Annotated in this window: 14 protein-coding genes; 1 reads left to right on the forward strand and 13 read right to left on the reverse strand. The window is 45.0% G+C overall.

The window, feature by feature from the left end; translation table 11 throughout:
• Positions 1–27 precede the first annotated feature (27 nt).
• Positions 28–1,026: a substrate-binding domain-containing protein gene (locus tag FGQ85_RS06455; RefSeq protein ID WP_138372982.1), complete on the reverse strand. Its 999-nt coding sequence runs from the start codon at positions 1,024–1,026 to the stop codon at positions 28–30.
• Positions 1,027–1,182: 156 nt separating this feature from the next.
• Here FGQ85_RS06455 and FGQ85_RS06460 point away from each other — a divergent pair, with 156 nt between their 5' ends.
• A complete protein-coding gene (locus tag FGQ85_RS06460; RefSeq protein WP_087167809.1) occupies positions 1,183–1,479 on the forward strand; it encodes a DUF1292 domain-containing protein in 297 nt (98 codons plus the stop codon).
• Here the strand turns inward: FGQ85_RS06460 and FGQ85_RS06465 are convergent.
• The 12 genes from FGQ85_RS06465 to FGQ85_RS06520 all read right to left on the reverse strand — a co-directional run bounded on the left by FGQ85_RS06465 (position 1,451) and on the right by FGQ85_RS06520 (position 13,933).
• Entirely contained in the window at positions 1,451–3,319 is a 1,869-nt protein-coding gene (locus tag FGQ85_RS06465) for an ATP-dependent helicase (protein ID WP_138372983.1), read from the reverse strand. The two genes, FGQ85_RS06460 and FGQ85_RS06465, sit on opposite strands and share 29 nt — an antisense overlap.
• Before the next feature lie 3 nt (positions 3,320–3,322).
• Complete coding sequence (gene gltX / locus FGQ85_RS06470) at positions 3,323–4,780, reverse strand: glutamate--tRNA ligase (RefSeq protein WP_087252318.1); 1,458 nt, start codon at positions 4,778–4,780, stop codon at positions 3,323–3,325.
• A gap of 20 nt (positions 4,781–4,800) precedes the next feature.
• Entirely contained in the window at positions 4,801–5,127 is a 327-nt protein-coding gene (locus FGQ85_RS06475; RefSeq protein WP_158099210.1) for a DUF3784 domain-containing protein, read from the reverse strand.
• Positions 5,121–5,612 (reverse strand): threonine/serine exporter family protein, encoded by a 492-nt coding sequence (locus tag FGQ85_RS06480; RefSeq protein WP_087252317.1) that lies wholly within the window; start codon positions 5,610–5,612, stop codon positions 5,121–5,123. The genes FGQ85_RS06475 and FGQ85_RS06480 overlap by 7 nt, the downstream gene beginning before the upstream one ends.
• Positions 5,609–6,382 (reverse strand): threonine/serine exporter family protein, encoded by a 774-nt coding sequence (locus tag FGQ85_RS06485; protein ID WP_087252316.1) that lies wholly within the window; start codon positions 6,380–6,382, stop codon positions 5,609–5,611. The genes FGQ85_RS06480 and FGQ85_RS06485 overlap by 4 nt, the downstream gene beginning before the upstream one ends.
• A 139-nt stretch (positions 6,383–6,521) precedes the next feature.
• A complete protein-coding gene (gene grdD / locus FGQ85_RS06490) occupies positions 6,522–7,676 on the reverse strand; it encodes a glycine/sarcosine/betaine reductase complex component C subunit alpha (RefSeq protein ID WP_138372984.1) in 1,155 nt (384 codons plus the stop codon).
• A 13-nt stretch (positions 7,677–7,689) separates the two neighbouring features.
• Entirely contained in the window at positions 7,690–9,222 is a 1,533-nt protein-coding gene (gene grdC / locus FGQ85_RS06495; RefSeq protein ID WP_087167802.1) for a glycine/sarcosine/betaine reductase complex component C subunit beta, read from the reverse strand.
• Between the two features lie 114 nt (positions 9,223–9,336).
• Entirely contained in the window at positions 9,337–9,810 is a 474-nt protein-coding gene (gene grdA / locus FGQ85_RS06500; protein ID WP_082136429.1) for a glycine/sarcosine/betaine reductase complex selenoprotein A, read from the reverse strand.
• Between the two features lie 108 nt (positions 9,811–9,918).
• The gene (locus FGQ85_RS06505; protein WP_087167800.1) at positions 9,919–10,245 is read right to left on the reverse strand and encodes a thioredoxin family protein; all 327 of its coding nucleotides are present in this window, start codon (positions 10,243–10,245) and stop codon (positions 9,919–9,921) included.
• A 24-nt stretch (positions 10,246–10,269) separates the two neighbouring features.
• Positions 10,270–11,214 (reverse strand): thioredoxin-disulfide reductase, encoded by a 945-nt coding sequence (gene trxB, locus FGQ85_RS06510; protein WP_087252314.1) that lies wholly within the window; start codon positions 11,212–11,214, stop codon positions 10,270–10,272.
• Between the two features lie 112 nt (positions 11,215–11,326).
• The gene (grdB, locus tag FGQ85_RS06515) at positions 11,327–12,634 is read right to left on the reverse strand and encodes a glycine reductase complex selenoprotein B (protein WP_087167798.1); all 1,308 of its coding nucleotides are present in this window, start codon (positions 12,632–12,634) and stop codon (positions 11,327–11,329) included.
• Positions 12,635–12,652: 18 nt separating this feature from the next.
• Positions 12,653–13,933 (reverse strand): glycine/sarcosine/betaine reductase component B subunit, encoded by a 1,281-nt coding sequence (locus FGQ85_RS06520; RefSeq protein WP_087252313.1) that lies wholly within the window; start codon positions 13,931–13,933, stop codon positions 12,653–12,655.
• Positions 13,934–13,936: the final 3 nt, after the last annotated feature.

Below are 13,936 nucleotides of genomic sequence, written 5' to 3' on the forward strand. Positions count from 1 at the left end.
AACTTTTAATCCTTTCCGGCGGCAGTGCTACTGCCAGCCATCGACTCCGTACATTTCAACATTGCTTCTATCAATGTAAAGTACTTCCTCTAATGTCTCTTCTTCATATCTTTCCCCGTTCATAATCTGAAATGCCACTGTCACTGCAGATTTGCCAATATTGATCGGCGACTGTGCAGCAATTCCGACAACCAGACTGTCATCCTTAGCAAGTTCCTGCTTTAACTCCGGCGAACCGTCTACACTGTAGATCATCATGTCTGTTCTGCCTGCTTCCTCGATGGCGTCCAGCGCACCAAGAGCAATCTGGTCATTTCCGCACATGACCGCTGTAATATGCTCCTGCTCTTGCAGGATGGATGCCATTTGTTTCTTCGCCTCTTCACGTTCACCATATGTCTCGGCTCTCGCCACAACTTCAAAGCCTTCTCCGGCAATTGTCTCCTCAAATCCGTTAATCCTGTCAATAATTGAATTCTGTGTTATGCACTCCAGGATCACAACCTGTCCGCCATCCGGAGCAGCCTCGATCAGCTTTTCGCCGCAGATAACCCCCGCGCTCGTATTGTCAGAACCGATATAGGCATCGACATCCTCCCGGTTCTGTACCTGTGTATCGAGATTAATGATCTTAATATCTGATTCCTTTAACTCTGTTACTGCAGGCTGAATCTTCTCCCAGTCTACCGGACATAAAAAAATCGCTTCAATTCCGTCCGAAATCATCTCACGTATCTGCTGGATCTGTGTTGTGGAATCTCCCTTCGGATCTTTGGATATCAAAGTGCTGCCCGCCTCTTCAACGGCCTCCCTGATAGATGCCTCCAGCGTGTCATAATAGGGATTGTCCATGTTAATACAGGAAAAACCTAATTTATATGATTTGGTTTCAACTTCTTCTTCCTCCTCTGCCGGGACCGGATTGTCTTCCGGAGTACCGCCTGCCGGTTTGGCGCAGGCCACAAGTCCCAGACTGAAAACAAGCAATAGTGCAACAATACCTGCTGCCCATCTTTTGAACTTCATATTCTTTCCTCCCGATGTTGTACTAATCAGTTTTATTGTAACTTTTCCCCGTAGGGAATGTCAATAGTTTAAAATTTCATTCATTTTTTGTTTCCCCTTGCTTTTTATGAACGGGTCTGATACAGTAAATTTATCAACACAAAGGAGAGAAAGAGTATGGAAGATCAAAATTTAACTGTCACTCTTACGCTTGATAATGACGAGGAGCTGGAATGCGATGTGCTGACTATCTTTTCTGCCGGTACACATGAATATATTGCCCTGCTTCCTCTGGATGAAAATGGGGACGCAAATGAAAACGGGGATGTATTTCTTTACCGCTACGAAGAGATTGACGGCGAGCCGAATCTTTCCAACATCGAGGATGATGATGAGTATGAAGCGGCCGCTGATGCATTTGATGAGTGGCTTGATGAGCAGGAATTTAACGAGCTTCTTGACGAGGACGAGTAAATAGTTCCTGGACAAAACGGGATGGATAAACTTCCTTCCCGTTTTTTTCTTTGACATAACAGATGGAAAGTTCTTCCTTTGCGCGCGTCATGGCAACATAAAACAGCCTTCTCTCCTCTTCGATTTCCTCTTCCACAATGGCTTTCCTGTGGGGAATACTGCCTTCCTGCGCTTCAATGATATAAACACAGCGGTATTCCAGGCCTTTGGCTCCGTGCATCGTCAGCAAAGCTGTTTTCCCCTTTGTAAATTTTTCTTCCTTTTCCATCTGACGGATCCGGTCTGTATAAACCTGTGTGAATTCAATCCACTCTTTCATGGTATCCATCTTTTTCATGCTCTGGGCAAGTTCATCTACAATCTCGGTAAGCTCTGCCTCCTCAATCTGCATCTTCTGCGAATACTCTTTCAGATACTCCTGATATCCGGTCTTTTTCAGAAGAAACTGAAATGCCGCATATGGCGCCATCCTGGAAACTGCCTCCATATCTTCTTCGAAAGCATCAATTCTGTCCAGCATCCACTCTTTATCACAGTAAAATAATTTCAGATCCTCAAAATCTGTCCGCTCTTTCTCCAGAGCACTCCGGCTGATGTAACGGTTCGGGCGGTTGATTACCCGCAGAAAATCACTGCGGTTTCTTTCCCCCATGGCAATCCGAAAATATGCCTTCATATCTTCCGCAATAAAATGCTCAAAGAGATGGAATGCTTTTTCTTTCATAAAAAAAGGAATCCCCCGGTTCATAAAGGCGGACATTACCATAGAAGCGTCCTGTACGGTCCGGAAAATGACTGAGATCTCTTCCGGCGGCACTCCTTCTTCCAGTTTCTTTTTTACAGCGGCTGCGACATACTCAGCTTCCTGCTCCATGTCTTTTAATTCCTGTACATGAACCGGCTTTCCCCGGTCATGGACCGCTTCAAGATCTTTGGAAAAGCGGAACTTGTTTTTCCGGATCACTTTTCCGGAAGCCTGTACAATAAACGCGCTGCTCCGGTAGTTCACGGATAGCCGGACAAGCGATGCCTGAGGAAAATCCTCCATAAACTGTTTCATGATGCCCGGTGTGGCCCCGCGAAACCCGTAAATCGCCTGATCATCATCTCCTACCACAAAAAGGTTCGCCCTCTTCCCCGCAAGTAATTTGATAATCTCGTACTGTATTTTGCTGCTGTCCTGAAACTCATCGATCAAAATGTAAGGATATCGTTCCTGCCATTTCTTCAGGATCTGAGGCTGACGACAGAATAACTGATAACACAGCAGAAGCATATCATCAAAATCGATCCGGCCGGCCTCTTTTTTCCGCTTCTCGTAGGCATGGTAGATCTGCCGGTCTTCCGGATCATCCGTAATTCCGGAAAATCCCCCGTTATTTTTTACCTTCCCGATCATAAGAAGGACATCTTTGTCTTTCGGGCGTTTCCGGTTTTCTCTTTCCACATCCCTGACCGCTGCTTCTGCCATGGCCTTCTGTTCTTCTTCCGTCAAAATCTGATCCGGAGCAAGATGATAAATCTGACGGAGCATTCCATAATAAATGCCGTGGAATGTCCCGAAGGTCACCGGACAATGTTTCAGTCCCATCCTGGCAAGGAAACGCTCTTTCATTTCCTTTACCGCATACTTGGTGAAGGTAATAACAAGTATCTCCTCAGGCCGGATCCTGAAATGGCGGATCATCCATTCCAGACGTCCCGTAATCACAGCCGTCTTTCCGGAACCCGGTCCTGCAAGGACCATACATGGTCCTTCACGGTGGCAGACCGCCTCCCTCTGTGCCTCATTAAAATCGGAAAGCGGGGGTCTTTCTCCCCCGCTGTGCTTTTTTTCCATACTCTATTTCTCCAGTAATTCGATTGCTTTACGGATCCTGTCAAGAGATTCTTCCTTTCCGAGAACCTCCATAATCTCAGTTGCCCCGCCCGGTGTATTCTGTTTTCCGGAAACCGCTGTTCTAACCGGCCACATTACATAGCCGTTCTTGCATCCTTTCTCTGCAACATATCCTTTTAATGTTTCAAAAAGTGCATCGTTGGAATAATCATCCTGCTTTTCCAGAACCGGAAGAAGCTCTTTTAACACTTCAAGAGATGTCTCCTCATTTGTCTTCATCTTCTTGTGAATGTACATGGACGTGTCATACTCCGGAAGTTCCTCGAAGAAATCAATCTGCTCCATGATATCCGGGAAAATTTCAATTCTGGTTTTGACAAGAGCAGCGATTTTCTTCAGATCGTAGTCTTTTGTGATAACCTTCCTGATATAAGGCTCCGCCATATCATAGAAGGTATCGAAATCCATCATCTTCATATATTCGCTGTTCATCCATTTCAGCTTCTGTACGTCAAATACGGCCGGAGATTTGCTCATATGGTGGTAGTCAAATGCCTTTACAAGCTCTTCCAGACTGAAGATCTCCTGATTGTCCTGCGGGCACCATCCAAGAAGTGCAACATAGTTTACGACTGCCTCTGAGATAAAGCCCTGTTCGATCAGATCCTCATAGGAAGAATGACCGCAGCGTTTGCTCAGTTTTTTATGGTTCTCATCCGTAATCAAAGGACAGTGCACATAAACCGGCGGCTCCCATCCAAATGCCTCGTAAAGTCGGTTGTATTTTGGCGCGGAGGAAAGGTACTCGTTTCCTCTTACCACATGTGTGATATTCATCAGATGGTCATCGACCACGTTTGCAAAATTGTAGGTCGGGTATCCATCGGACTTGATCAGAATCATATCATCCAGCTCAGCATTGTTAACTGTGATATCCCCGTAAATCTCATCATGAAAGGTTGTCGTTCCTTCTGTCGGCATATTGATCCGGATAACATACGGTTTGCCTGCCGCAAGGTTCGCTTCGATCTCTTCTTTGCTCAAAGACAGACAGTGTTTATCATAAACACGAATCTCTGTCCCGCTTTCCGAGACAGTAGACTTCAGACTGTCCAGACGCTCCTTGTCACAGAAGCAATAATAGGCGTCTCCCTGCTCAATCAGCTGCTTTGCATATTTCAGGTAGAGACCGCTTTTATTTCTTTCACTCTGCACATACGGCCCATATCCGCCATCCTTGTCCGGTCCTTCATCGTGAATCAGGCCCGTCTTTTCAAGCGTCCGGTAAATAATTTCCAGAGCGCCGTCCATAAAACGCTCCTGGTCTGTATCTTCAATACGAAGCATGAAATCTCCGCCTTCGTGTTTTGCAATCAGGTAGGCATACAACGCCGTACGAAGATTGCCGACATGCATTCTCCCTGTCGGACTTGGTGCAAATCTGGTTCTTACTTTACTCATAGTTTTCTCTCCTGCTTTCCTTATTTGTCTTTTTTGTCCTTTCCGGTAATATTGATCATATCAATAATCGCAATGCTGACAACAAACAGCAGCATCATACCGTAAACAGCATATCCCTGAAGCTTTTCCGAGTCTGAAAAATATACGATGATGAAAAAAATAATCATGACAATATCGACGCCTGCCATAGGAATGCCAAGTTTACGTCCAACCTTCTTCGGATCAAGTGTTTTTTTCACTTTATCCGGAAGGGTACGGTAGCCCGGAACCATATTCAAAGCTTTTCCGTTGATCAGCGCGATGCTGATAATTGTCATAAATCCAATTACGATCAGACTTCCTACCATTTTTCCTCTTCCTTCCTTTCCTCTTTTTGTATATAGCGGAGGGAATCCTGCTTCCATTCTCCTTTTCGTACCACTTTAAACAGCGTATCCATCAAAAAGATTGCCAACGCTATGGCACCCGCAATCTCAAGTGTCTGAGTCAGGTAGAAACTCGCCATAGAACGGTCATTTTGAAGAACGTAATTCATAATCTGATAAATACCGTTTCCCGGAACAGTCGGCAGAATTCCGCCAATCAAAAATATCGTAACCGGGGCCTTTAATGCCCTTGCAAAAATATGGGAAATCAAACCGGCAGCCAGAGCGGACCAGAAAGACGATATCACCGCGTTCCATCCCGCCTCCATACAGATCATATAGATAAATCCTGCGGCTGCTCCGGAAATCCCTGCCCAGATCAAATATTTTTTCGGTGAATTAATCAGCATGGAAAAGGAAAATACCGCAATAAAAAACCCGATTGTCTTGATTCCGATTTCAATCATAAGTTTCCTCCCATGATTCCATTTCCAAATACCGCAAATGCAACTCCGACCCCGAGCGCGATCGCCGCCGCCTTTAGAAATGCTTCCAGAATTCTCGCGCATCCTGATATATAGTCACCCTGCAGTGTGTCACGCACAGCATTGGTAATTGCAACCCCCGGAACAAGCGGCATGATAGATCCGATTACGACAGTATCGAGATTAATTGCTCCTCCAAGAATAGATTTCACAATAACGGCCATCAGACCTACGCAAAAAGACGTTCCGATATCAAGAATCAAACCGTCAATTCCCGCCGTTTCTGCTCCCGCCATCACCCCTGAAAGAGCAAGGCCGACAATCACTGTTGCCAGCACATCATAGAGCGAACCGCCAAGTGAAATCGTAAATCCAACCGCCACCGCAAGCGGAATAAAAAAAGCAAGTGCACTTGGATATGGAACGGATTCTACTCTTTTCAGCTGGTCATAGGCTTCCTGAAGTTCAATTCCTCCGCCGCAGTATCGTCTGGAGATCTGGTTCACCTGCTCAATCACACTTAAGTTTGTTCCTCTTTTTTCAATCCCCTGAATCAGAGTAACAGGGGCAACATTTTCACCGCTGATGCATGCTGTGATTCCCGTCAGGACGACAAGAATCTCCACCACCTCCAGATGGGAAGTCTTTAAAATGTGGTGCATCGTGTCCTCAACCCGGTAGGTTTCTGCACCACTTTCCAGCATCATTTTTCCGGCAAGCATTGCTGTATCCATTAAGAGTTTGTAGTCCATTTAGATGTCCTTTTCCTGTTATCATAGTTCCATGAGACATCATACTATTTCTTCCGGGAAAAATCAAGCCACACAGGAAAACCAGCCCGAAAAAACTTTTCCGGGCTGGTTTTGTATAGGATTTATTATAGTATATCGGCTAGTTAATGTATCCTGCTTTTTTCAGCTCTTCTTCAGCTTTTGCAAGATTTGCCTCAGATACACGGATGATCGGGCCTGTACATCCCATTCCGCTTTCAGCGTAAACTTCGATCTTCCACAGTGCGCGCACTGCATCTTCAAGATCCATAACCTCAATTCCGGCAATCTGAGCTGTCACGATTTCCTTCGGCGGCTCTTTTACTTCCTCTTCTGCTGCAGCCGGTTTTGCAGCTGTCTTATATGCAGCAAGTACTTCTGTATATCCGCATTTCTTTACAGCATTGAACTCAGCTTTTGCAACATCAAATACCTTGTTACGTACAAGTTCTGCAGCGTAGCAGATTGCATTTGCGATTACCGGAGCACCGGAAGCACGGGAAACGATCATAACGAGTTCATCGTATCCTTCTCCGATTCCCGGTCCGTATCCATATCCTGTTGCCTCGAAGCTTCCGCCTGTGTTGAAAGAGGAAAGCATCTTTACAAGAATGTTTCCTGTCAGGGAATCTGTAACAAGGATATCCGGGGATGCCTGAAGGACGTCATTTCCTCTCATTACACATCCGCCGTCTGCACGTCCGGATTCAGCAAAAGCGATATCATATCCTTTGCTCTGAAGTTCCTTCAGTGCTTTTTCTGTCTGGCGTGCGCCGTCAACATTCAGAATGCCGACTGTCGGCTTTGCGATTCCGCAGGCCTTTGCAGCGATTATACCGTAAACAGCGTTTTTAATCATACCTTCAATACGGTCGGTACTGGAAGTTCCTGTCGTATTGGCGATAAACATTTCTTTTCCTTTAGCAGGTGTTACAACACGTCCGACAGTAGATACGCCGATCGGGAACGGGAAATGCATTGTTACAGCACCGTCGATCTCCTTGTTTTTCAGCATATCTTCCATCTTTTTATGACCTTCTTCATCGTCAGCCACTTTGATTGTTGTTACGCCTTCTGCTTCCAGAGTTCCGATGTAATATACATCTACGCCCTGCTTTGCTGCCATCACCGCTGCCTGCATGGAATTTTCTTCACCGTGTTCGCTGCCCATTCCTGTCAGAGCAATTTTCGGGCGTTTGCCGTACTGGCCGCTCTCCAGTCCCTGTGCCATTTCCATAAAGGTAGAGGCAATTACTTTTTCAATACTACTTGCCATTTTCTACACCTCACTATTCTGCCATCAGAGTTTCAGCGAATTCTTTCATAGCTTTTGCGATCAGGCCTTTTACTTCTTCTTCAGATACAGCAGATTCTGCGCTGTTTCCTTCATTTGCCTGGATTACAAAAGATACACCATCGAACAGGTTTGTCATACGTCCAAGGAAGAGACTTCCTTTTCCGATGATCATTGCTTTCTTGATCTTTCCTTCCAGAATATCTTCACGTGCAAATCCGATGTACGGAACACCTGACGGAATATGTCCCTGCGTCGGAGCCCATCCTGTCAGACCATGCTGTGCGATGAAGTCCGGAAGAGCTTTTCTGTCGATATCGCCGCGTTTTACAGCAAGCGCACCGATCATCTTGTAGTTTGCAAGCGGAACATCACCTGCTCCAGCCGGTTTTGTGATATCCGGATTCTGCATTTCCGGTGAGAATTTGTCAATATCTGTTACTTTCCAGCCTACTCTGTCAAGCGGATCTGTTACAAGACTTCCGATAACAGCCTGAGGTGCGGAACCGGTTCCTACTGTATGACGTCCAAGAACATCCAGATTGATTTCCGGGTTTACACCATCGTTTTCTGTAACGACAACCGCAAATCCTCCAAGGCAGTCTTCCAGGATCGGAAGGCCTTTTTTCACGTGGTCTTTACCGTTCATACCAAGTTTTGCAGTACATCCACCTGCTGTAACAACAACAGTTTTATATGCTCCGGATTTTACGAGAGCAGCTGCCTCAATCAGAGCATGGGATGGTCCTGCACAGAATCCACGGGAGTCAGATCCTGTTGCGGATACAAGTCCTGCTACTTCTGCAGCAGCTTTCGCGAAGTTACCGCCGCCTCTCTGGTTCATATCACCACATGCTTCCTCAGCACAGTCGATAACGTACTCAACGTCTTCTTTGTTGATTCCAGCATTGCGGATTGCATATAACAGAGCAAGTACGCTGGAGGCTTTGCTCATCAGGTTTTCATGCATTACATGAGCAGAAAGGTTTACATCGATATCGTGAGCTGTTCTTACACATCCAACAAGTTCATTGTTGTGGTACAGTCCTTCTGCATGCTCATTTTCGATATAGTGTTTGATTTCGTCCAGCTCATAACCTTCTTCAATCTTGGAGATGATATCCTCTGTGATGATCGGGTCAGCAGCCAGAGCATCTTTATGAGCGCTTACGAAGTTCTTGTCAAGTTTTACAACTTCGAACATATCGCAAGCCTGTACTAAAAGAAGGAACTCTTCTTCCGGCATGATTTCACCGAATTTTCCGTATCTTTCTGCTCCTTCTTTTGTTTTGTCATAGTAAGGGAATTCAACCTGGGAAAGTTCTTCCGGTGTAGCGTTTCCAATGTAAACCTGGTTTGGCCAGTAGTTTACACATTCTTCATAAGAGCGTAAATGACCTCTTAATTCTTTTAAATATTCTGATTCCGGATTGACAACTCTTTCTGTTGTCTGTGTTGTTCCGTTATATACTACCATTTCAGGAGTATGTGCCAATACATAGCTGGCTCCTTTAATTACACTGTTCATTGTTAGTGTCCACCTTTCTTTACGTTATAAAAAGGAATTATGTTGTAGAAAAAGCGGTGAGGTAAGTATTTACCCCACCGCTCCTGAATCCGAAATCCGGTATTTCAGATTTTCCTATAAATACTTACAGTATTCGTCACGGATTGCAGACATTTCGTCTACGATGTCGTCAACATCAAGAACCATTTCCATCATGCCGACCTGCTCATCGTATACCGCTTCATCAAACTCTTCTTTCAGTTCTGGTTCACAAACGTGATATGTCGTGAGTCCAAGCTGGACCCCTGTCAATGGACCTGCGAATGTCGGGTCACCAGCAGTAACTGTTTCAGCTGCAAGACCAGCAGCTTCACCTTCAGCAGCACCAAGTACTACTACCAGGTTTTCTGGTCCGAATTCATCTGCGAATTCTTTAACCCTCTTCTGATTCTCAAGATCCATTGCGCCTGCGCTCGTTCAGACGAAACATTCTGTTGAAGAAAAAACAATTTCTCCACCGGCTGTCTTTACGCATTCTGCGATAGCCGGTCCCGGAACACCATCACGGTCACCAATAATAATGACTTTTTTACCTTCTAAAATTGCCATGATGTTTTTCCTCCTTCCCTTCATTTTAATAATTGGTTGATAAATATTTATTCAGGGCACCGCTTTATGCCCTCGTAAAGCCCGAAAGGGCAATTACGCAAAAGAAATTTACGCCATAGCGTAGTATTTTTTAACCATCTCTTCTACTGCTTCCGGAGTAGCGTCATCTTTTACTAACTCTTCCACTTTTTCACCATCTTTATAGATAGCAATAACCGGAAGTCCAAGGATCTTCTGGCCGATTGCAAGACGGCGTGCTTTTGTTGTATTTAAAGATGTAAATTTGATTTTGTCGCCATATTTGTCAGCATATGCATGAACATGCGGCATTAAAGCCTGGCAAGGTACGCATCCATCTCCGAAGAAATCTACGAGAACGTATCCTTCTGCCTGCAGAACTTCTGGTTCAAATGTTTTCTTATCTACTTCTAACATTGTTAAACTCCTCCTTAATACTTCTTATTCGTTTTCGTTGATATATTTTTCAGCCTGTGTAGCAGCAATTGCTCCATCTGCAGCAGCTGTTACTACCTGACGAAGGCTCTTGATACGAACATCACCTGCCACAAATACGCCAGGAATGTTTGTATGCATGTTTTCATCGGATTTGATATATCCTCTTTCATCCATGTCGATCACGCCTTCGAAAATTTTGGAATTAGGGATTGTTCCGATAAATCCGAATACACCGAACATTCCGTCATCTTCGTCTGCTTCGATTGTAGTAAGTTCGCCAGTCTTAACGTTCTTAACTGTCATGGAAGAAAGAATACCGTCACCGTTTACTTCTTCTACAACGGTATCCCATAAGAAATGGAGTTTGTCATTCTTAAACGCCTTTTCCTGAATGGACTTCGCTGCACGAAGTTCATCACGTCTGTGGATGATTGTAACTTTTCTTGCGAATTTTGTAAGATACATCGCTTCTTCAACAGCAGAATCTCCGCCGCCTACTACGAAAACTTCAAAATCTTCAAAGAAGTTGGCATCACATGTTGCGCAGTAAGAAATACCTTTTCCCATAAATTCTTTTTCGTTTTTGCATCCAATCGGACGTGCAAAAGCGCCGGTTGCAATGATCACTGTTTTTCCAAGATATTCTGCCTTGGCACTCTTCAGCTTTTTCACATCGCCATCCAGTTCAACAGCATTGATTACGTCTGTCACACGCTCTGCGCCAAACTTCTCAGCCTGTTCTGTCATTCTTGCGATCAGAGAAGGGCCGCTTTCTCCCTCCACGATCTGTCCCGGATAGTTTTCAATTTCATCCGTGATAGCAATCTGTCCGCCGTCTTTTCCTTTTTCAATGATCAGAGTGGATAAGCGGCTTCTTCCGGCATAAAGGCCTGCTGCTAATCCGGCCGGTCCTGCTCCCAGGATGATTACGTCATAAATTTTGCTCATAACGTTTACTCCTTCTTTCCTATAATGTCTTTATCCTTACGTCCGGAAGGCTGCAGGCCTGTCCGGACGCTGAATTCCACATGACGCCAATCAAGAGGGCGTTTTCAGACTCTTATTTATCGAAAATCGTCTGATCTTCAACTTCTGTAGTAAGAGCATTTAATGCTTTTTCTACGATTTCTTTACGAAGTTTGTATTCTTCGTCTTTATCAAGTGCCGGGTTGCCAAGCGGATGAGGAATGGCAATAGCCGGAACGATTCTGTTTGCACCAACTGTCATGGAGATTGGTGTAACTGTGCAGACATGAACAACCGGAAGTCCGGCAGCTTCGATGCCTTTAACAAGCGTTGCACCGCAACGCGTACAGGTACCTCATGTAGAGGTGAGGATAACTGCGTCAACTCCGTCAGCTTTCATCTTCGGAGCGAACTCTTCAGCGAATGCTTTTGCAGAAGCAACGGCTGTTCCGTTACCAACTGTTGTATAGAATTTATCATACAGTTTTCCAATCTTACCTTCTTTTTCCATTTCACGGAGAACATCCACCGGAAGTACACGGTCCGGATCTTCGTTTGCGTATACCGGGTCGTATCCGCCATGTGCTGTCTCGAATGTTTCTTCTGTCAGATCATCTACGCCTGCAATGCTGTATTCACCGTATTTGGAAGCATTGGAGCTTTCAATATGATCCGGATTTCCCTTCGGTACAATACCACCGGATGTAACCAGTGCAATTGTTGCTTTGGAAAGATCTTTTACAGCCGGATTCGGAGCAACTCTGTCGAATGTCGGCATCGGATACTCTGTTTCAAACGGTTTGCCGGCGATCTTCTTAAGAAGCATTTCAACGGCACGTTTGGATCCGCGTTTTTCTTCGAAGAAGTTTACACGAACACCGTTCGGCATATAACCTTCCTGACAGGAAGCACCGATCTTCTCATGTTTTGCAAGTTTAAGAGCAAGCGGAGCCATGCTTCCGACTGCTTTTCTCATTCCTGCAGCAGAGTTCTTTGTAGCTACTGTGTAAACTTTGTTTTTGAACATATCAGCACCAGGGTTTTCTGTGTACATACCTGTCACTGCCGGAATACCAAGTTCTTCCTGTACAGCGTCACAGATTGTACCGCAGGCAACACCGTAACGTCCGGCATTGAATGCAGGACCTGCTACGAATACATCCGGGTTGTATTTTTTAACGATTTCAATAATTTCTGCTTTTGCTTTGTCAAGGTTTTCGTTGAAGTAAGAGTCACCGCAGATGATAGTAGCAACGATTTCTGCTTCTTCTCCGAATGCCTGTTTAAATGCCATACCTGGTCCGACAACTTCGCCCTCGCGAACTTCTACCGGGTAATCAGCTTTTTCTTCTCCACCAATATTAGCGAAGAACTGATTGATATAATGAACTACTTTTAACATCTTTTTCTTCCTCCTTCACTATCTGGCGCTTAAGTAACCAAATCCTGTTTCGTTTGTTGCACCTGTAATTGCCTGGATTTCAACTTCGATTGTTCCGTCTTCACGTAAGCTGTGTTCGTTACCGCCGGCAATAGTGTTGACATAATCCAGAGTTCCGATTACTTTGTCAAGTTTCGGAAGTACGACTACCTGGTTTGCGTTACCGCCTGTTACAACTGCATCTGCTGCAACGTCAGCGTCAGCAAGTGACTGGGATTTTCCATCGCGTCCAGCATATTCGTCTGTGATGATGACAGTCTTAACGCCTTCTGCTTCAATTTTCTTACAGTTCATGATAAGGTCTGTATCCGGGTTACCGAATCCTTCCTGAGATACGATAACTGCATCCAGATCAAGAAGACGGCAAAGTTTTGCTGTCCAGTCAGAAGAACGCTGTTTGTCAGCAAGGTATACGTTTTCGTTTGTCAGGATCTGGCATACGAAGTTGATTGTCTTGCCGTGTTCTTCAAAGAGGTCATGTACAACCGGGTTGTTTTCGTGTACGTATGTAGGGTTCTTGTCACATGCAGATACACAGTTACCGGAAACGATTGCACCGTCCATTACTTCTGTCGGGTTGATGATTGTGGAAAGTGTTTTCTTTGCGTCAACGCCGTATACATATGTATCATGCAGAAGTCCCTGGCTCTGAAGCATCTGTACATATGCTACTCTCGGAAGTCCCGGAAGTTTTTCCATTCCTTCTTTGATTCCATATGTTTCATATACTTTTGTTTCATCCGGTGTGAGTTCTCTTGCGAGTTCACCGAGATATACAGCAACACGGAAACCTGCGAAACGTACCGCTGCTTCATATTCATGCTGTTTGATTCCGTCAACCGGCTCACATACAACTACAAAGTTGTTCAGTTTGGAGAATGGTGTGTAGTCAGCTCCCGGGCCTGTCATATCGATGATACCTTCCTGGAATCCGACAATCTTACCTGCTGTTACGACAGCCATTCCCTTTAATGCGTATGTTTTTCCTTCGCCGACTGTGTCAACTTTGGAAATAACTCCCGGGAAAACTCCTCCGCGTCCTTCAACCTTTACACGAGGTTCGATAACGTCTTTTACCGGTGTGATTCTTACGCTTTCTCCCGGTCTTGCGATGTCAAATTTTACGCTTTTGATGTGCTCGTCCTCAAGGACAACTTCTTTTACAGCTTCTTCGGATACATAAAGAACACCGTCTTCAATTTTAGACTCAGTGCCAAACTGGATGTCCTTGATAAAAATGTGTCCAACTTCTAATCTCACTGT

The sequence above is a fragment of the Pseudoflavonifractor sp. BSD2780061688st1 E11 genome (assembly GCF_005844125.1).
GTDB classification, from domain to species: domain Bacteria; phylum Bacillota; class Clostridia; order Lachnospirales; family Lachnospiraceae; genus Sellimonas; species Sellimonas catena.

Coding starts and splice junctions, on each gene's coding strand:
- FGQ85_RS06455 (WP_138372982.1), bottom strand. CDS start 1,026: ATGAAGTTCAAAAGATGGGCAGCAGGTATTGTTGCACTATTGCTTGTT.
- FGQ85_RS06460 (WP_087167809.1), top strand. CDS start 1,183: ATGGAAGATCAAAATTTAACTGTCACTCTTACGCTTGATAATGACGAG.
- FGQ85_RS06465 (WP_138372983.1), bottom strand. CDS start 3,319: ATGGAAAAAAAGCACAGCGGGGGAGAAAGACCCCCGCTTTCCGATTTT.
- gltX (WP_087252318.1), bottom strand. CDS start 4,780: ATGAGTAAAGTAAGAACCAGATTTGCACCAAGTCCGACAGGGAGAATG.
- FGQ85_RS06475 (WP_158099210.1), bottom strand. CDS start 5,127: ATGGTAGGAAGTCTGATCGTAATTGGATTTATGACAATTATCAGCATC.
- FGQ85_RS06480 (WP_087252317.1), bottom strand. CDS start 5,612: ATGATTGAAATCGGAATCAAGACAATCGGGTTTTTTATTGCGGTATTT.
- FGQ85_RS06485 (WP_087252316.1), bottom strand. CDS start 6,382: ATGGACTACAAACTCTTAATGGATACAGCAATGCTTGCCGGAAAAATG.
- grdD (WP_138372984.1), bottom strand. CDS start 7,676: ATGGCAAGTAGTATTGAAAAAGTAATTGCCTCTACCTTTATGGAAATG.
- grdC (WP_087167802.1), bottom strand. CDS start 9,222: ATGAACAGTGTAATTAAAGGAGCCAGCTATGTATTGGCACATACTCCT.
- FGQ85_RS06505 (WP_087167800.1), bottom strand. CDS start 10,245: ATGTTAGAAGTAGATAAGAAAACATTTGAACCAGAAGTTCTGCAGGCA.
- trxB (WP_087252314.1), bottom strand. CDS start 11,214: ATGAGCAAAATTTATGACGTAATCATCCTGGGAGCAGGACCGGCCGGA.